10 protein-coding genes are annotated in these 20,020 nt (G+C 29.1%); 2 read left to right on the top strand and 8 right to left on the bottom strand.

All coding sequences use genetic code 11. The annotated features are described in order from the left end of the window. Positions 1–1,900: 1,900 nt before the first annotated feature. The 6 genes from emrD to A35E_RS01965 all read right to left on the bottom strand — a co-directional run bounded on the left by emrD (position 1,901) and on the right by A35E_RS01965 (position 13,736). Positions 1,901–3,067, bottom strand: a complete 1,167-nt coding sequence (gene emrD / locus A35E_RS01990; RefSeq protein ID WP_014889015.1) for a multidrug efflux MFS transporter EmrD — start codon at positions 3,065–3,067, stop codon at positions 1,901–1,903. Between the two features lie 1,603 nt (positions 3,068–4,670). After that, complete coding sequence (locus A35E_RS01985; protein WP_014889014.1) at positions 4,671–5,288, bottom strand: riboflavin synthase; 618 nt, start codon at positions 5,286–5,288, stop codon at positions 4,671–4,673. Positions 5,289–6,111: 823 nt separating this feature from the next. Beyond that, the gene (locus tag A35E_RS01980) at positions 6,112–7,245 is read right to left on the bottom strand and encodes a 4-phosphoerythronate dehydrogenase (protein WP_014889013.1); all 1,134 of its coding nucleotides are present in this window, start codon (positions 7,243–7,245) and stop codon (positions 6,112–6,114) included. A 992-nt stretch (positions 7,246–8,237) separates the two neighbouring features. Continuing rightward, positions 8,238–8,912: a ribose-5-phosphate isomerase RpiA gene (gene rpiA, locus A35E_RS01975; protein ID WP_014889012.1), complete on the bottom strand. Its 675-nt coding sequence runs from the start codon at positions 8,910–8,912 to the stop codon at positions 8,238–8,240. 1,288 nt (positions 8,913–10,200) lie between these two features. After that, positions 10,201–11,967: a SmdB family multidrug efflux ABC transporter permease/ATP-binding protein gene (locus tag A35E_RS01970; protein ID WP_014889011.1), complete on the bottom strand. Its 1,767-nt coding sequence runs from the start codon at positions 11,965–11,967 to the stop codon at positions 10,201–10,203. Beyond that, the gene (locus tag A35E_RS01965; protein WP_014889010.1) at positions 11,967–13,736 is read right to left on the bottom strand and encodes a SmdA family multidrug ABC transporter permease/ATP-binding protein; all 1,770 of its coding nucleotides are present in this window, start codon (positions 13,734–13,736) and stop codon (positions 11,967–11,969) included. Before A35E_RS01965 ends, A35E_RS01970 begins: the two co-directional genes overlap by 1 nt. A 1,866-nt stretch (positions 13,737–15,602) precedes the next feature. On the opposite strand from A35E_RS01965, the gene dnaQ reads away from it, so the two are divergent. Continuing rightward, positions 15,603–16,358, top strand: coding sequence for a DNA polymerase III subunit epsilon (gene dnaQ / locus A35E_RS01960; RefSeq protein WP_014889009.1), 756 nt, complete (start codon positions 15,603–15,605; stop codon positions 16,356–16,358). Between the two features lie 1,103 nt (positions 16,359–17,461). Then, the gene (queD, locus tag A35E_RS01955) at positions 17,462–17,824 is read left to right on the top strand and encodes a 6-carboxytetrahydropterin synthase QueD (protein ID WP_014889008.1); all 363 of its coding nucleotides are present in this window, start codon (positions 17,462–17,464) and stop codon (positions 17,822–17,824) included. A 152-nt stretch (positions 17,825–17,976) separates the two neighbouring features. Here the strand turns inward: queD and queE are convergent, their stop codons facing one another. Then, positions 17,977–18,648: a 7-carboxy-7-deazaguanine synthase QueE gene (gene queE, locus A35E_RS01950; protein WP_014889007.1), complete on the bottom strand. Its 672-nt coding sequence runs from the start codon at positions 18,646–18,648 to the stop codon at positions 17,977–17,979. Positions 18,649–18,696: 48 nt separating this feature from the next. Beyond that, complete coding sequence (eno, locus tag A35E_RS01945; protein ID WP_014889006.1) at positions 18,697–19,998, bottom strand: phosphopyruvate hydratase; 1,302 nt, start codon at positions 19,996–19,998, stop codon at positions 18,697–18,699. Between the last annotated feature and the right edge of the window lie 22 nt (positions 19,999–20,020).

Genomic DNA, 20,020 nt, shown 5'->3' with positions numbered 1-20,020 from the left:
TTACAAATTTATCGAAAAATTACTATTCAGCAATTTATGCTAAAGCAATAGTTAAAATTTAATAAAATAGTTTAACTAAAAACTTGAATTTAAATGAGAAAAAATTTTTATAAAAAAAAGAACGAATTTTCTTCGAAAAAACATCAATTTACTATTTTAAATAGGTAAATATGTGATTGTGATGCTTACTATAAAAGTAGTCTTATTTTAAAGAATTGCAAAAATTTAAAAATTTACGCAACTATTTTATTGATTTCAATTTTTTATTAATAAATTTTAATTCCTTAAATAGTGTTTGTAAAACAGTTATACTTTTAAAGCATTTTTTTAGATAAAAAGTCGTTTTTTTATTCTATAAAATAACAAAATTGTAAAAAAAGAGAGATTTTCAAATAAATAAAAACTAATAGAACTAATAATCTTTTTATATATATAGAAGTTTTTAAACTTTAAAACCACAACTATATATTAATTCATTAATTTATAACGAATTATTATTAATATGTAAAAAACACTTTAGTTTTAAATAAAATTAATATGATTATATTTTTTTTGAATTATTTTTTTTTAAATATACTAGTTGCTCAGTTCTACTGAGCATCTTAGAGAATCTTATTCATATGTTATCTTGTATTAACTTTTTACGAAAGCTATCACTATCTCACGTTAAAATCAAATTTTAAGTTTGAGAAAAGCAAAGGAAGAGATTTATCAATTTTTTTATATATTTAACCCTACTTCATTCAACTACACGTTATATCTCAAAATACTTTTATTTATGAATTTATTGAGAATAATATTTTATTATATAAAAAATTTATATAATATACTGATCTACATGAAGATCATCTGCTAGATCAAGGTCCGATAACCTATCAAAAATATCTTCTCTATTCCCTAATATAGCAACAATATTAAGCATACGATAGATATTATAAATCTATCAATCACTTCACTTTTTATTTTTTGTTAAAAAGATATTACTAAAAACGCATATTTTATATATATTGTTGTTTTAATAAATAACTACTAATAAAATTTACTATATTTTCAATATATTACTACTTTTTAGTAAAAAAATGATCTACATAAAATAGTCTTACAATCATATTTTCGACATAGCAATATTAAGTTTTAACGTAAAAAATAATCGATTATTTTTTTTTGGATAAAGATTAATAATATATAAGATACTTATATTGGAAAATTTACTTCCATTGTTTTTGTAAAACAAAAAACCTATAAAAGTTCTTATATAAACACTATTAAATATATTTAAGTATTACACAAAACTAATTAAAAATAAATATTTAATAAAAATGATATTATTAACTATATTTTTTTTAAATATCTATATTACTTTATTGATAATTTATATTACTTGCTTAATATATAAATAATGAACTAATTTATTAGTTGTATTCTTTTTTTTAATAAATTCTAATTGTTTGTCTCACACGCGCCTTAAAAATTTCAAAAAAAAGAAATTTTATCTCTACTAGAAAATCTTATTTATTTTGATGATAAAAAATAAAAATTTAAATTTGTTCTATATTGTAGTATATAGTAATTATGAATTAATAATATCTATATAAATAATTGTATTTTTTATTAGAATAATAAAAGTTAAAAATACTATACTGTATTTAAATATTTTTTAAATAAAAAATATTTAAATTTCAACTAAAATTAGTTTATCTAAATAATCCAAAAAAAATTAAAACATCTGATTAAATTGAAAATCAATAATATTTTAAACGCAGAAAAACCATATATGCATTTTTATAATTATCTATTGATAATAGATATCTTGATATAAATCAAGTTGATAACTTTTAATAAAATTATGTAGATAAATTTAATTAAGTATGTATATTTTTTATTTAAAAAGTAAAAATCGTTAGTGATGCATTTTTTTAGAGAGTGGTAACCAACAGATAAGAATCATTACACTCATAATGAATGTTATAATTCCTAAGGTAAATTGACCATTATGTGATAATAACGAAGAAAACGCAGCAACAACACCTGAACCAATGTTTTGAAGACCTCCAACTAAAGCACCCGCAGTACCCGAAAGATGTGGATGAGGTTCCATTGCACCAGTCGTAGCTAATGGAAATAACATTCCAGCACCAAAAAAAAACAAGCAAGCAGGAGACAACAAAGTCCAAAGCGTCATAATACCCAACCAGGATGGTAACCACATTAACATTCCTGCAACCAAGCAGCTAATTACTGCTCGCCACATTAGATTACTAAAATGCTTTCTTGCACGACCTGCATACCAGGCCCCCAAAAATGTAAAAGGTAGTGGTAAAATAAAAAGGAGACTAACTTCTCGCGCTGTCATACCCATATTTCCTAGTAATACGCCACTAATAGCTTCAAAAGCTACAATGCCTGAAAGACCACCAACCAACATCATTAGATAATGATTAAATGCTTTTTCTCTTAACAAAAACCAAAAACCAAAGTTACGATTACTTTCAAGTGCACAGATTGGTCGAGTCTCTGGTAATCGTTTCCACACCAAAAAACCAACACTACCACTTAATAGTAACAAAAACATAAAGCAAGAACGCCAACCTAAGCAATCAACAAGTAATCCCCCTATTAAAGGAGCTAGTAATGGACTAATTAAAATTCCCATATTAAGTAACCCGTTAATCTGTCGTAAAGTACTTGAATTGCAAATATCTCTAGGAAGAGTTCGGGCCATCACTCCTCCAACACCAGTACCAATTCCTTGAATACCACAAGAAATTGTAAGAATTAATAAAGAGGAACTTAACATAGCTAATAACGTTCCAATAGAAAAAATGGCCATGCCGATTAATATTATGGGGCGACGTCCAATACGATCAGAAACTGGACCATAAATAAGTTGCGACCCCCCGTAGCACAAAAGATAAGCGGCCATCAAACGTTGTATGGATCCTTCGCATACCATAAGTTCATGAGCAATTAGAGGAATTCCTGGTATATAAATAGTTTGCGCCATCTGTCCAACGGCAACCAGAATAATCAATAAAAACAACACAGATAATGTATGTCGGTTTATCATATAATATTAATTTAGAAAACTCATTAGTTTTTTATGTGTATTAAGTGCGATATAGAGTAAGGTATACTCATAGTTTACATTATAGCATATTTAAGTTTTAAGTCTAACTTAATAATTTAAAAATCTAGAAGGATTCAAGAGATTTGAAGTTTAAATTTATAAATTAAATTACACAATAATATTGTAGTTATTTAGGACATTAAGTTTTCAGAAACATGAAAACGTTAAAAAAACTATACACATCATAACAAATAATAATCTGTATCATGTTGTAATCAGAATACAATATTTAAACAATAAAACCTATCAAGTTAATATTCAAACTTAATATACAAAGAAAACCTATCAACAATCTTTTTAAAAACATATTAAAGTATTTAATAATTTCTTTATGTCATGTTAAATAAATCTTCAATGGTTGCACCTCTTTCCATCTAATGTGAACACTCAATAATGTACTACAAGTCTTAATTCATTATTAAATAATAAAGAATTAAAAAAAATGAAATATTTCTCTTCACAAAAAAATATATCTCATTAATTAATAATGATAAATATTAAAAAAAATAGAAAAGTAATCAGAAGATTTTGATTAATAAACAGACCCCTTGTTTTAATAAAGTTTATTATACGAATATTTTGAAAATATATAAATTAATATTACCACTTATGTTCATTAACAGCTCAATCATTAAAAACAATTATTATATTTAATAAATCACAATATTATACAAATAATATGTTTTACGTCACAATCTAGTTAACTAGATAATTAAAAATTTTAAAATTAGTTTTTCTACCGGAAAATAAATATAGATAAAAAATAATGATTATAATCATTTAAGAGCTAACATACCCACGTGTTCGCATAAACAACATCCTACTAAAAATCAAAACTATTTTTCATGATTATAAAAAACTTAATTAAACATACAAGATCGAACTTAAGAGGATATTTTATCAAAATACACTTTTATTGCTTCCCTTTTTTTTCTAATTAAAACAACTAGTTTTACCACAATTATGCCAAATTTAAAATAAAAGTAACACAGCACCACCAAAACATTCAGAAAAATACAAATATAAACTTTTATCAAAAAAAAAGACGGATAAACCTAAATAATAAAAAATCTAATCATCTCACTGTAAGTATTCTTTATAAAGAAAAAAGAATAACTTTTATGATGTTAAATTAAAAATATAAATTTATTTGTTAGAACATATAGTTCTATAATATTTTTTTATTATTTTTAATATACTTCAACATAGTTAAATTGTATGATAACAGTATCGTCACTATTGTTATGATTCTTTAAAAGCTTCAATTTATAAAAAGCTGTCCTAAAATCTTATTAAAAGGTCAGTCGACTGACAGTTTAATGAGCTTTTATGCTTTCCGAACAGAACCAGTATGCTTAAAATAAAAATAAAAAAACCTAACTTTTAATAATAGTCTTCAATATAATAGTTAATACATTTTACGAAATAAAACCACACATCTATCTAACCTTTAACCTCAATTTCTAGAAGATACATTAAAAAAATTATCTTACCTTAAATGAACTTAGTTTAAATTGAAATGAAGCTATCAACCCTCACTAATTTAAATATCTTCGCGATCTGCTAATATACGTTCTACAGTCTGGACAATTGCTTGAATTTGTGAATCTATTTCAATATTAACGTAATCACCAATACGTTTTTTTCCAAGAGTGGTGCGTATTAATGTTTCAGGTATTAAGTGTGCACAAAATTGATTTCCTACTACTTCACCCACAGTTAGACTAATACCATCGATCCCAATATAACCCTTGTAAAGAATGAATTTCATTATATCTAATTTTGATAATCTAAACCAAATCTGGCGATTATTTTCTGAATCAACAATTTTTGTAATCACAGCAGTACAAATAATGTGACCTGACATTAAATGTCCTCCAATTTCTGTTTGCAAAGTTGGCGCTCGTTCTAAATTAATTTCATCGCCTACTATAAGCTCTCCTAAATTAGTTAAATTTAACGTTTCTTTAATTATGTCGAAGCTCAACAAGTCATTTACAACACTAGTTACTGTCAAACAACAACCATTATGTGCCATTGAAGCACCAACAGCTACGTCACCTAATAGGGGTTTAGGTAAACAAATGTAATGCGTACGAAAATGTTTTTTTTCTTCAATCTTGATAATTGGCACAATACCTTGAATAATTCCTGTAAACATGATTTTCCCTTACTTTATTTATACAAAATATTCCACAACCCACTTTACTACATAAGCCGATTAATAACAGATCATGAAACATAGTAATAAACTCAGAATATTTTTACTAAAATCTCTATAACCTGCAAGTATGACTTATCTGAATAGCCTTACTTTTTATAGATACATCAAACTAACTATCATACTAAAAATATTTAATTAGATTTTTGCAATATCCTTAAATTTGATTCACACTGTATAAAAACAGAAAAGATCTTTACTGTTCTTCATATCATATAGAAGAAAATAGTGATAAATGGACAACTTGAAAGCAATCAACGCAATTAGATACTTAAACATTCTAAAATTAACAATGTATAATTTCTAAATTAAAAGAATTTACTAACTAGCAAAATTAATAGTTAATGTAAATATCTTGTGTTTTAAAATGTAATTAAAAATAGTTACAAATCCATATAACTATTTTAATGCCTAAAGTCATCTCACGATACTTATATGCTTGAAATACGTCATAATAGTTATTAAAAACATTATCCAATAACCACAACAACTGAAAAATTTAATAATTTTCTGTTATTTTTTATAGAAAAAGACCTTATCTATAAAATACACAGAATAAGTTTCTAGTTCGTATTAAATAATCTATATATCTTTTAAAGATAAAGATCTTCTTTCAGAAAAAATTTATATTTTTTAGCTAAAACATTATCTAAAAAATTTATAAAAAAATATTTTTTTAGAAATATTTTTCTACTTAAAAAACTAATTGTTTTCCTAAAATTTAAAATTTACACCTAAGACTACTACAGCTCGTCCAAAAGATTCACCCGAAACGTATACAAGATTGAAATCCCAACTTCTTTAGCATATCGGAAGTGACAGTATTGTCAGTTTCCACAACAACAGATGACCACTCTCGACGTGGATAGTAATTTTTTCGTAAGCTATCAAATTTTCCTGATAAGTTAGCTACGCGCCGTAAATTTGTATCATCTCTACCAATATCATAAACAAGGTACGATAAAAAGCGTATTGCCTCTTCATCAAGAATTCTATGAAAGGAAATATACTCTGATAGCAGTGAAGGTAAAAGTTCTGTCAAGATTACTCGTTCTTTACTACCAAGATAAGAACTATAAGCATTAAAAACTTGCATAGTACCACGAGCCTTTCCCTCTAAACTATAACCTGCGATATGAGGAGTGCCTATATCAACAAGAGATAATAGCGGTAAAGATATTTTAGGTTCTGATTCCCATACATCCAGTATAACTTTAAGAGATTTTCCTTTCTCCAATGCACGCAATAAAGCTGCATTATCTACCACTTCACCTCGACAAGTATTAATAATAATGCGACCGGCGGGTAGTGCTTCTAACAAAGCATCATCTACCTGATGCCAAGTAGTATGTCGACCTGAACGTATAAGCGGTGTATGAAACGTTAGTATATCTGCTTCAGCCACTAACCTTTCTAGAGATTGCCAGTCTCCCATGACTTCTGACTCCGCTAAAGGCGGATCACAAAGCAAAGTTTGTACACCTAAAGCATTTAAACGATGTTTCAGTAAGTTACCAATATTTCCAACACCCACAATACCGACAATCTTGTCGCGCAGAAAAAAACTGTCTCGTTTTGCTATCCACAATAAGGCAGAAAAGACATACTCTACTACCGCGGCTGCATTGCATCCAGGAGCTGAAGCAAACGTGATCCCCATTTTTTCCAACCAACTTGTATCTATATGGTCGCTACCTGCGGTAGCGGTCCCGACAAATTTCACTGAGGTATCATTTAATAAATCGGAATCAATACGGGTTGTAGAGCGTACCATTAACGCATCGATTGTTTTTAGGGATATCATCGGAATATCTCTACCCGACACCGTTTTTACCTGACCAAAACGGCTAAATAATTCTTCAGCATAAGGCATATGATCATCAACCAAAATTTTCAAAATTAGACTCCAGCAGTCTAGTGTTTTTTTTAGTATTAAAAATATTGTTCTAAATTTATTTTGAAAAATGTTTTTAAAAGTTTTATCACCTTAATTTTTTAATAAAATTAAATAAAAAACTCCCATATAATTCAGAATTATCGAAGCATGAAAATACTATTCTATCATAAAAATAGTATCATTTCTTTTGACTCTTACTTTTAAGCCTATTGCTCTCTTTAATAAAGAAATACTACTTTTAGAGTAGATGAGCTTACTAAAAAATCTTTTAACCTAAAGCATAACTCATTTAAAAATTAACTAATATAATGAAACTAATTATTTGGTTTTTTTTCAATAGAATTGATTTCCCACCAGACTCTTCTCTTCAAGAAGAAAGTCAAGATATACCGATAAATATACTAATATTGCATCCTAATCATGATAGAAATCCGCTATCTTTTCCATGTGGATTAAATTAGCTTATACAGATGATTGTGAAATAAAAAAAACATGGTATTATCTTATTCATCCAACATATTACTGTTGGATAAATCTACTTAATTAAACTAAACAAAATTTAAATGAGACATATAAATAAATTTTTAAATAAATATTTTTATATTATGTTATTCTGATTTTGAATGTTAGCAAATTACTTATATAATATAATTAATCATTTTAATATTTTTTATCTTTAAATACTATTTACTAGAATTACATTTATCAGAGAGATACATTAAATAATTTTATTTCTTTCAGAAAAAAATCTCTATATTTTAATCAAAATTTTTATTAAAAAAAATAAATATATTTTTTATAGATATATCTATTTGAATAAAATATAATAATTATTATTTATTAATTGAAGTACATTGTTGAATACACACTAATTAAAAATTTATTTTTTAATAAGATCTATAATCTTAAATTATTTATAAGGTTTTAGTCATTAGTAATGTCAACATGAAAATTTTTACTATAGTAAAAGGTGCTAACTGTTACTTATTCTCTTAAATACCTAGTTTTTTACTAATAACCTTTTTAACACCCTCTTTACTACTAATAAGCGCTATATCTGCACTACGATGAGCGAAAAGACCAACAGTAACAACACCTGCTATGTTATTAATTTTATTTTCTAACATTAATGCATCCATAATCACTAAATTATGAACATCTAGGATAACATTACCGTTATCCGTTATAACACCATGACGATAAACAGCTTTACCGCCGAGACGATTTATTTCGAAACTTACCCATCTACGAGCCATAGGAATCACTTCTACTGGTAACGGAAAAGTTCCAAGAATATTCACTAGCTTACTAAAATCAACAATACAAACAAACTTATCTGCTGCAGCAGCAATTATTTTTTCTCGAGTTAAAGCTCCTCCACCTCCTTTGATCATATGCATACTACTATTAATTTCATCCGCACCATCAATATAAATATCTAGCTTGTCTATTTTATTTAGATCAAATAATGGAATTTTTAATTTTTGTAATTTAATAGACGATTCTTCCGAACTAGACACCGCACCTTTAATTTCATGTTTGATAGAAGAAAGAGCCTCGATAAAATATCCAACAGTAGAACCAGTCCCAACTCCGATAACACTACCACGAGATATATATTTTAATGCAGCCCATCCTACAGCTCTTTTCAATTCATTTTGTCTCATAATCGTTTTTCCTTAATTCAGTATTTTTATCCTTAGCATAAAATTACAAGATCTTGAATAAATAATAACTTTATTATAAAAAAAATTTTAATTCTTATGATATCTAAATCTTATTTAGTGCTTTAAGAAAATTACTTTATTGATTTATTCATCATTGATATGCAGTTAAATTATTGAGAATCATACTCACAATGACGTGATATTGTTTCTTTATAGACAAAAAGTGTTTTATACAATTATATTTAATAATACCTAATTTATATATTAGTATCATAATCAAGAAGTTTTATATAAATACTTTAATCATAAATATGGTATTCTGTTAAATAATAATTCGACATTTCTCATAGAGAAACAATTCTCTGTGTCATTTTTTATTTATTATCATGTTATTATGGTTTTCTAAATTTCAAATGAAATTAAACGGTAACGCCAAGATATCCATATTAAAATTTAATCTATACAATTAATGCGACATCCTTAATATAATTCAGACTACCACTTAAAAAGTAAAAAAATACCCGAATAAATCATATTACTTACTTTTATATACTAATTACTCGAAAATTTTTCTGTAACTTCAAAATATTGCTCTATTGTATACTGTTATTCTTTTCATACAAGACAAATTCAGATGGTGTAACCAATAAAAAATTAACAAATCACTATCTTTAAATTTAAATAATTCTTGTATTTATTTTTATCCTATTTAAATAATTTTCTTTTGTTTATTAAACAATTACTTATTCAAAGTAATATCCTTTTTAATACTTGCAAATGTTTTTTATCACATTAGAAGTAAACTATTTATATTACTTATTATTTCTTAAAATTTTTTAATGCGATTTTTTCTACTTCAAATAACAGTTTTTTTATAAAACATCAATTAAAAATCTAGATCATAAAATAATCTCAACCTTTTAGAATCATACTCGCTTAACAAAAAAAAAGGATATACATACTTGATCTACAAAATAGAATATAACTCTTAATTATAATTGACAAATTAAATAGCTATATTTTTAGTTAAAAACGCTTATGCAAAATCATATAACCGATTTTTAAGCAAAGTTTAAAGAAATTTAAAATAAAAATCAAATAACAACAATATTTTATAATATTTAATTTTTTTATTGAGATAAATTCTTAATTTTAGAGACTAATAGTATTAACTAATAAACAAACTTTAATTTGTAGGTAATGCTTATAAAAATAAAATTAATATTATATTTTTATATAGAACTAATAAAATTTTAACAAAAAAATACACCCATACTAGAAAAACAGATTAAGAGTTATTAGTAGCATCTAGTGCTTTTCCTGCTTGATGCAATCGATACATTTGATAGTAACGACCTTGCGTTTCCAGTAAAGAAGAATGGGTTCCTCTTTCTACCACTTGTCCAGAATGTAAAACTAAGATTTCATCTGCATCAACAATTGTAGATAATCGATGAGCAATAAGTAACAAAGTCGTATTCTGGCGTATTTCTTGTAAAACTTGAGCAATCGCCTGTTCAGTGCCAGAATCAACATGAGCTGTAGCTTCATCTAGAATCAATATTGCTGGCGTAGATACTAGCACTCGAGCTAAAGCTAGTAGTTGCTTTTGTCCAGCTGATAAAGTATTACCTTGCTCACCAAGTTCAGCATATAACCCTCTAGATAATCCACGCACTAAAGTTGCTAATTGAACTTTTTCAAGAGCAGACCAAACCTGGTGTTCTTCGATTCCTCGCCCAAGAGAAACGTTTTCGTAAATTGTGTCAGCTATGATAACTGGATCTTGCTGCACCATAGCAACCCCCTGGCGCAACACTTGTTGGCTCAGAGTTTCAATCGATCGACCATCTAAAAATAGCGTTCCCTCACTTACTGGATAGTATCCCATTATTAAATTGGCCAGAGTGCTTTTTCCACTACCAGTATGCCCTACAAAAGCAATGAAACTTTTGGCTGGAGCTGTTAAGGAAATATACTGCAAAACTGGCGCTCCATATTGCTCATAAGAAAACGCAAGTTCACGTAGTACAATACTACCATTTTTCAAATAACGATTATCAGAACCATAACCCTGCATAGGACCACGCATCAATTCAAAGATCCTCTCACCTGCAACGACAGCCTGCTGAATAATAGATTGCTGTGATGTTAATTCAATTAGTGGTTCATGTAATCTTCTGAGATAGTTTATAAAGGCATAAAGTACCCCAACGCTAACAACTCCATTCGGACTACTGCTAAAAAATACAAGTATACCGCATAAAATTAGCGCGAATATCAAACTAATCATGGGTCGTAACAAGTAACCCTCTAATCGTAGTGTCGCCATACGAGTTTGAAAGTGAGAATGGCTTGCCCGTTGTAATTTAATGGCAAAACGCTGCTGCTGACGAAACTGCTGAATGACGCTCATACCACTAATAACCTCATTAAAAAGATCATTTATATCAGCTATATAAGATCTAAGTTTTCGGATAATTGGCGTAGTATAATGTTGATATAACCACATCACCATAATCGTCGCTGGAAATAAAAAAAGAGAAATATATGCTAATCGGTAGCTTAATAAAAACATTGCTATTATCATGGCACTAATCAAAGCAATGTTACGCAAAACTGAAGCGAACACTGTTACATAGAGATCTTTTACTGCTTCAGTATCGTTTGTAACCCTAGAAATTAATTGTCCTACAGGTTGTCGATCAAAAAAACTTAACCGTTGACACAATGTCACATACATTACTTCTGTACGCAATTGTTGAACAACAGATAATGCTACGCGATTAAATCGTAACGCCTGATAATAACGCAGTGTAACTGATAATACTTGGAGAAGAAGAAAAACTACTATTAGGCCAACTACTAACGAAAACGGAAACTTTTTCTCAGATAAAACATGATCAATAAAATAACGTATCAATACAGGTCCAGCAACTTCTGCGGCTGCTGCTAACCACAGCATCATAACCGTCAACATGAGAGGGCGAGAATATGGCTGACTATAGGCAAGTAGCTTCTTGAGGGTAGGCCAAAGATTAGTCCAAGTTTGCATTACTCAGACTCCTTGCAATGATTATTTTCCTGCTCCAAACTAGCCTGTAGCTGCTGATAACAGTACATGTCACGATACCACCCAAATTCTTTTAGTAATGCTTTATGATCGCCACGCTGGGCAATGCGGCCTTCTTTTAAAACCAAGATTTCATTAGCTTCTTGCAACGCAGAAAGCCGATGTGCAGTAATAATCACGGTACGTTGAGCACTAAAAATCCGTAAGTTTTGCAAAATACTGTATTCTGTTTTCGAGTCAACTGCTGACAGAGCATCGTCTAAAACAAGAATATCTGTTTCTAGCAACAATGCACGAGCAATAGCCAATCTCTGTTTTTGCCCTCCCGATAACATAACACCGCGCTCTCCAATTTCTGTTGCATATCCGTCAGGAAAAGATAGTATATCTTCATGTATACAGGCTAATCGAGCAGCTTTTTCAATTTGTTGCTCTGTAGCCTCTGGACGACCAAAAGCGATATTTTTAGCAATACTGTCAGAAAATAAAAAAAGCATTTGAGTCACTACTGCTATTTGGCTGCGCCAATAATCAAGAGTTAAAGCTCTTAAAGGAAAATCTTGAAAACGTATCTCCCCTTTTGTAACTTCAAACTGTCGGAGTATTAGTGATAACAGTGTAGTTTTACCAGAACCTGTAGGTCCACACACTCCAAGCATCTGACCAGGAAACAATGTTAAATAAATATCTTGAAGGGCTAAATTGCAAGCATTAGGGTAACTAAACGCCTCTATTGTCACCTTTATCACCCCTCCATCCGTAGGAAGTGATAAAGTACCGTCTACCACATCAATTCTTTCTTCTAAAATTTTCCGAATTCGACTATAAGCTGCGCTACCGCGCTCAACAATATTTAACATCCAAGCTAAAGCAAGCATAGGCCAAATCATTAACCCAATATACATAATAAAACTGGTCAGCTGTCCAAGCGTAATAGCATTACACATTACCAGCCAAGCTCCCCCACTAACTGCTAATAAGTTCGAAAGACCTACTGCTAAATAGATTGTCGGATCAAGACGTGCTTCTATTTTAGCAACATGCATATTTTTTTTACTAGCTTCTAAAGCGACCGATGAAAAACGCAATGACTGATGCTTTTCTAGCCCAAACGATTTAATCATTCTAATACTAGTAAGATTTTCCTCTGCTTGATTATTTAAGTCAGAAAATGCTGCTTGCGCCAAACGAAAACACTGATTCAATCGCTGCCCATCGCGATTGATTAACATAGCCATTATCGGCATCGGAATCAAGGAAAGTAAAGTTAATTTCCAACTTACTTGTAAACTCATCACTATAAAAACAGAACATCCCATGACTAGCGAATCAACTAACGTTAAAACACCTTCTCCCGCAGCAAACACTACTCGATCAATATCATTAGTAGCAAGTGCCATGAGATCTCCGGTACGATATCGAAGATAAAAACTAGGAAGCTGCTGACTAAGTCGATGATACAACTGATCACGTAAGTCTACCGCTAACCGATAAGCAGCTCCAAATAATAAAATACGCCATACACAACGAAGTCCGTAAACCAACAAAGATGTCATAGCTATTAAAGCTATATAAAATGCTAAATTTTCTCTTCTACCATTCCCTGCCACCACTACGGAATCAATAATTATACCTACAAGACGTGGTGGCACTAACTGTAAGAGTGCTATAATTATTAATAGGATAACAGCACCTAAATAATGATGCCACTTTTGACGAAAAAACCATCCTAATTGTGTAAATAATCTCACGAGGCGTTATTCCAAAAAAAATATGTAAAATATCAGCGATACATCAACAACAGGAACTGTTATATTGTAACATAACTAGGAAATCAATGTTGGTTTCACGCCTCAGCAAGGAGATTCCCTCTATACTAGTATTATTAAAACACAAATAATAAATTTGCAAAATTAAGAGAATTTGAATTCATGGTCTTTCATTAATGAATATTTTTAAATACCAATCTTCTTATCTGATCGATTTTATTTACTTTCCTTAAAAGCATTAACAGCTAATTTTTTTTGTAAGATCCGTTCACTAATCTGTCTGTTATTAACAATTAGCTATTACTATCAACTGATGATCTTTTCTATAAGACATATCGATAGAAATACAAACTGAGCTAGTTTTTAGATATGACTATTATATCTACTATAAACCAACATATGAAAACTATTATTTTTTAAATGTATTGATCACTTTTAAGAAAATTAATCTGCTATAGCAACGCTACTACCAATACATTTTTATACAACAATCCTATAATCCTAATTAATAACAAGTAAAGTCATTTTGATATATTTTATATTTTACTACTTCGTGAGATTGAATAGGATATTTTATACATATTCAACGAATATCGCGTTGAAAGGATATAATGAGGCTTCATTTCGTGATTCATGCTTATGCTGTAATATTAATTATACATCTGATGTCACAAATATCTCTAAATACCGAGCATATTACATATTAATTCGATATATCTGACACACACATGTAACACATAGACATGTATGTGAATTTTTATAAATCTAAACTAAAACATTAATTCTTCTTTATCTTTATCACTCAGAATATACTTTAACATCGTTTTATTGATTTTTTTTACTTGATCGATAATAGTTCAATATTATTAATAATATATTAAATTGTAATAACATTAAAAGTATCAATTAAAAATACCTAAAAAACTTTAAATTCAAAATAGAACACACACTACATGTTAAAAACAAAAAATATGCTCATTACGTTATACAGCTACTAACTTTGTTGTTTTATAGCATTTATTATATTCTTAATTCTTGAGATCAATAAACTTATGTGTATATAGTTCCCTAGAAATATAAATTATAAAACAAACATTTTTATTTATTATAATTAAAATTAATATAATTTATATACTATTTTTTTTAATATATAATTTTATAAAACTTGAAAAGTTTAACTTAAATTAATTATCAGATGCTGAAATCCAGCACACTAGAAAAAATAAAAATCCACTCAGAAAATTGTATATATATCTTTTATCTAATATTAAATCCAACACCTGTAATCTACTATCCATAAAACTTCCAATAACATGTTAATGTTAACAAAAATCAACATTAAAGTAAGTACAGAAATCCCCAAGAAGTATAGTATCTTCTACTGAAGATTTAACTTCATTACTTTTAAGTGTAAAGTTTATTTTTAGAATAAAATAAAACTATCTCAATATTAAAAAACAGCTTAATTATTAAAGGTATAATTGATAAGAAAAACGTGTCATCATACAAAAACAAAAAAAAGATAAAAATTATTTTTTTTAACAAATAGACAGCGAGATGCCATAAAAAACGAAGCTACCGTAAGATCGTGGCGTTAAAATTAAGAAATAATCTACACACAGCACAAGATCTATCACAACAATCAGTCGTTAATAACTCTGTGTAACTAAGTCGATCTATTCTAGATAATAAATTTTAAAAAAAACAGTATTGTAAAAATGCTGCAAAAGATCTAAATCTCACTATAACTTATCTGGTTAAGTAGAAAAAAAGCATTACACATAAATTAAAAAAATAAATAAACCACAAGTTATTAACTTACACACTTTAAAGATAAAAATAAATATCATGAACACTGAAAATATACGACAAGTTGTTATGGACACCGAAACCACTGGTATGAACAAATCTGGTCCTCATTATAAAGACCACCGCATTATCGAGATCGGCGCAGTAGAGGTTATAAATCGTCGATTAAGCGGGCAATACTTTCATGTTTATTTACAACCAGATCGTCTTATAGAGCAAGAAGCGTTTACCATACACGGTATCAGCGATAAATTTTTAGCAGATAAACCTACCTTTAGTGATATTGCAGATAAATTTCTAGACTTTATTCATGGAGCCGAACTAATTATTCATAATGCTCCATTTGATGTCGGTTTTATAGACTATGAGTTTTCTCTTCTAAATCGAGGAATTCCTAAAATACATACTTATTGTAAAATAACTGATAGCTTGCTCATAGCACGAAAAATATTTCCTGGAAAACGAAATAATTTAGATGCGTTATGCGACCGATATTTAATCAACAAAAGCAAGCGTGCCCACCATGGAGCATTGCTTGATGCCGAAATTCTCGCCGATATTTTCCTTCTCATGACAGGAGGGCAAACAACCATGTTGTTCACGGAAGATAAAACACTTCTAAATATAGAAGAAAAAACAAAAGAAAAACCAGTCTTCCGCCATCTGGAAGCATTAAAAGTAATCTATCCTACTAAAGAGGAACTCTTTCTTCATGAGCAAAAGTTAAATCAATTGCAAAAAAAAGCAGGAAAATGTATTTGGCGTATAGAGAAACCTAAAAAAAACAATATGTAATTTTACACTATTGATAATTTTATTATATGTAATAAAATTATCAATAGCCAACGTAAAAATTTATAAGTATACGCTTACACACTGTTCGATATCTCCAACTTTCAATGTCTCAATGCAATATTAACATAAACAGCATCATTATTAAGTTTTTAAGATTGTAACATTGCGTATGCGTTTGTAGCATTGATGTTATTTAAATATACTTAATTGTATAATATATAATTATGTTTAGTAAAACATATCAATTTAATCTTGATATTACTCTTTTAAAATATTAGAATATAGGATTGATCTTACATCGTCATATATTTCTACAATAAATAGAAATATGCAATGTTTTGTCACCAATAAAACAAATCCAAAAAAATTGTTGTAAATTATGGCATTTCTATAAAGAAAAATTTTATTTAAAAAAAAGATGCTTATTTATTTTATCTATAAAAATTTTATAATACCAATCGATTTTACCTACATTTTAATAAATATTTTATTTAAAAATGTATAGATTCTTAATAAAATCCAATTTTTAAAAATAAAGAATAACTTATATTTTAAGAAAAACAACTACAAGGATATTTGGTAACACGACTAAAAAAAAGATAGCATTGAAGTGTCATCAACAAAGAGATCACATACAACGATTAATCATAAGATTATATTTCGTGTATGCACTAAGATCTAATTTTTAAGTACATCTAATAAATTAGAGTTTCTAAAAAAAATTAAGAATCATTAATCAATTTTACTTACTATTTGTATAAAGATCATACATCCCTAAGGCAAGGTATATCAAATTATGAATTATTTCATAAAAAAAAGAAATATATGTAGTTTACTTGAAAATACTTAGTTCTTAATTTGAAATTAAATAAAAAATCACTAAAGCAAATACGCCATTCATTAATATTATTACAACATTGATATATTTTTGGGTAAAAATAATACTTTATCTTTTCATTAAAGTGAACATAATCGGAACAATACATAATATGAATAAAAAATTCATGTAACTATATATCTTTAATTTATAAGAATTATAAATTTTATAAAAATTATCACGGTTGATTAATTTTTTTTAAATTTATTTAGTTAAAGGAAATACAGTGGTTACTACATTATATAAAGATTTTACATTTGAGTCTGCACATCATTTACCTTATGTCCCTTTAGGACATAAATGTGCACGACTTCATGGACATTCTTTTCGAGTGCGATTGGAAGTTACTGGACCAATAGATCCTCATAAAGGTTGGATTATAGATTTTTCTGATTTAAAAATCGCCTTCCAGCCGATTTTAAATCGACTAGATCATTATTATTTAAACGATATACCCGGCCTGGAAAATCCCACTAGCGAAGTTTTAGCAAGATGGATCTGGGAACAACTCAAACCACAATTTTCGTTGCTAAAATCCGTCTCTCTCAAAGAGACTTGTACTTCAGGTTGCATTTATCAAGGTTCATAAAAAGCTATTGCATAGTTATTTTATATAATCTATTCTTTAAAACATTTTCTTTAATATTTAAAAAAAACAAATAAATATAACATTACATATATCCTATAAAATATATTATTTAAAATAAAAAACGTCATTAATTAAAATTTTGTCGATATCTATCAAATAATTTTAAGATACTTTTGAGTTTGGATTGATAAACGCCAATTCCGAAGTATACAGGTTTCTATACATAAATTCGTAGCTCTCTCCTTCTGACTTACCGGTTGTAGAGCAATTACTCGCTTCTTTATGTCTTTCAAACTTGCCAATAAAATATCTAACTTATTGATGTCACTTTTTTTTTCTATTGGATATTTGATTTCATCACTTCGAATCAATGCTTTAGGCACTATTGGGAGCTTATGATACATATCAATCTTAGGCGATAAAGTGACCCAAGTACGGGAGGTGCAATGTATTTCTTGAGTCCCGCTAGTTTCAATCTGGCAAGTAAAACCCTGCTTCTCTAGAACCTCAGTGAGAGGTATCAAATTATACAAACAAGGCTCCCCGCCTGTTATTACTATATGACAAGCTGTCCAATCCTGATTTAATATTAATGCAAGTATATCTTCTTCCGTACAACTAGCCCATCGACTATTGTCGATGGTTTTGACAAGGATATCTCTTGATGGCACCCGTTCAAATTCATCCTGTTTCCAAGTGTATTTCGTATCACACCAACTACACATGACAGAACAACCTTGTAGACGAATAAAAATCGCCGGTACACCAGTAAAACACCCCTCTCCTTGAATAGTCTGAAAAATTCTATTTACAGGATACTTCATACTTTTCTCATCATCTCTACTACACATAATGACATTATAAGTAAAGCGTTATGTCTGTCCTTTCACTTCACGCAAACCGTTAAAGGGTGCACGTATACCTAAAATTTCTTCTATTCGAATTAGCTGATTATATTTCGCCACCCGATCGGAACGACTCATAGAACCAGTTTTTATTTGCCCTGCTGCAGTTCCTACAGCAAGATCCGCAATAGTAGCATCTTCTGTCTCACCAGAACGATGAGAAATAATCGTGGTATAACCTGCATCTTTTGCCATTCTAATGGCTAATAAGGTTTCAGTTAAGGTTCCAATTTGGTTAAATTTAATTAAAATTGAATTACCCAACTCTTTTTCTATACCGTTTTTTAATATTCTGGTGTTGGTAACAAAGACATCATCTCCAACTAATTGAATCTTATCACCTAATATTTTTGTTTGGTAATGAAAACCTTCCCAATCAGATTCATGTACTCCATCTTCAATTGATACGATAGGATATTGTTTTACAAGATCTTTAAGGTAATGAGTAAATTCTTTAGATGTAAAGCTTTTCCCTTCTCCTTTTAAATTATAGTAACCTGTGCTTTCTTCGAAAAGCTCAGAAGCTGCACAGTCAATAGCTAAAGTAATATCTTTTCCAAGAAGATAACCAGCTTTTTCAACAGCTTCTCGGATAATAAATAGAGCTGCAGCATTAGATTCTAAATTCGGAGCATAACCACCTTCATCTCCTACAGCAGTACTCATACCCTTCTTTTTCAAGACTGTAGCCAACGAATAAAATACTTCGGCACCAATACGCACAGCTTCTTTAATATTATTTGCACTAACTGGTTGGATCATAAATTCTTGAATATCGACGTTGTTATTCGCATGTTTACCTCCATTGAGGATATTCATCATCGGAAGTGGCATAGAGAATTTATTAGGTGTACCATTCAAGTCTGCTATATGAGCATACAAAGGAAGCCCTTTAGAAACAGCAGCAGCTTTAGCGCTAGCTAAAGAGACTGCTATAGTAGCATTTGCGCCAAATTTAGATTTATTTTCAGTTCCATCTAACTCGATTATAAGTGTGTCCAGCGTTGATTGATCTTTGGCATCTTTACCAAAAAGAGCTTTAGCTATGGGGCCATTAATAGCCTCGACTGCTTTAATGACACCTTTTCCTAAAAACCTTGATTTATCTCCGTCACGCAACTCTAATGCTTCACGTGAACCGGTTGAAGCACCTGAAGGAGAAGCAGCTAATCCGACAAAACCATTTTCTAGATGCACTTCTGCTTCTACCGTAGGATTTCCTCGGGAATCTATGATTTCACGGCCAATGATTTTAACAATTTTCGACATTCATGTTTCCTCTCTAATAATT

The sequence above is a fragment of the secondary endosymbiont of Heteropsylla cubana genome (assembly GCF_000287355.1).
Classification (GTDB): Bacteria; Pseudomonadota; Gammaproteobacteria; order Enterobacterales; family Enterobacteriaceae.
Note: the sequence above shows the minus strand (reverse complement) of the source record. Positions and strands in the feature narration are given on the sequence as shown.

Coding starts and splice junctions, on each gene's coding strand:
- queE (WP_014889007.1), bottom strand. CDS start 18,648: ATGAAGTATCCTGTAAATAGAATTTTTCAGACTATTCAAGGAGAGGGG.
- eno (WP_014889006.1), bottom strand. CDS start 19,998: ATGTCGAAAATTGTTAAAATCATTGGCCGTGAAATCATAGATTCCCGA.
- dnaQ (WP_014889009.1), top strand. CDS start 15,603: ATGAACACTGAAAATATACGACAAGTTGTTATGGACACCGAAACCACT.
- A35E_RS01970 (WP_014889011.1), bottom strand. CDS start 11,967: ATGCAAACTTGGACTAATCTTTGGCCTACCCTCAAGAAGCTACTTGCC.
- A35E_RS01985 (WP_014889014.1), bottom strand. CDS start 5,288: ATGTTTACAGGAATTATTCAAGGTATTGTGCCAATTATCAAGATTGAA.
- emrD (WP_014889015.1), bottom strand. CDS start 3,067: ATGATAAACCGACATACATTATCTGTGTTGTTTTTATTGATTATTCTG.
- rpiA (WP_014889012.1), bottom strand. CDS start 8,912: ATGAGACAAAATGAATTGAAAAGAGCTGTAGGATGGGCTGCATTAAAA.